We start from the raw sequence: 575 nt of genomic DNA on the forward strand, positions 1-575 counted from the left end.
TAATACATTGCCATTGCTTCTTCATCGCTGTATCCGAGATTTTTCCAGTATTCCAAATTACTTCCGTTCGCAAAATTTTCTATTCCCTGTATTGCGTGCTGAATTTCGTGAATAATCGCTTCTTTCTGCTCATCAATCGTATGCATCGGATTTAACATTATCACATTACCGTTTGAACTGTATACACCTCGATTAACCGAAGAAATCTCGTAATAAACATCTACATTCTTTAGTTGCGGATACGCTTCAAAAAGTTTGGGATGATTTATTACATCACTCAATTTCACTCCTTTTCTGTACTCAATCATTTTTTCGTCAAGATTGTAGTATTCATTTTCCTCTGCTTTTGTTGCTGTATTATTTACAATCTTTTCTTCAAGCTCTGCACTTTTAACTTTCATTTTCGCAAGTTCAATTGCGGCAGCTCTGTTCTTTTCGATATCTGTTTTAAACTTTAATTCGCTGTTATCTATCTCAAATCGCCACTTGCCGTCATATCCCTTAAACCAACCCGTTTCCTTACGGATTTTCTCGGAATCTGTACCGTCCTTTTCAAGCTCCATAGCTTTCTCAAG

At 36.5% G+C, this 575-nt stretch carries 1 protein-coding gene; it reads right to left on the reverse strand.

The genetic code is table 11. The features are described from left to right. Window positions 1–563: LPD23 domain-containing protein (locus H8R91_RS11940; protein WP_243237864.1), on the reverse strand; the 563-nt coding region annotated here is incomplete at its 3' end. Between the last annotated feature and the right edge of the window lie 12 nt (window positions 564–575).

The organism is Ruminococcus intestinalis, assembly GCF_014288065.1.
In the GTDB taxonomy this organism is placed as follows: Bacteria; Bacillota; Clostridia; order Oscillospirales; family Acutalibacteraceae; genus Ruminococcoides; species Ruminococcoides intestinale_A.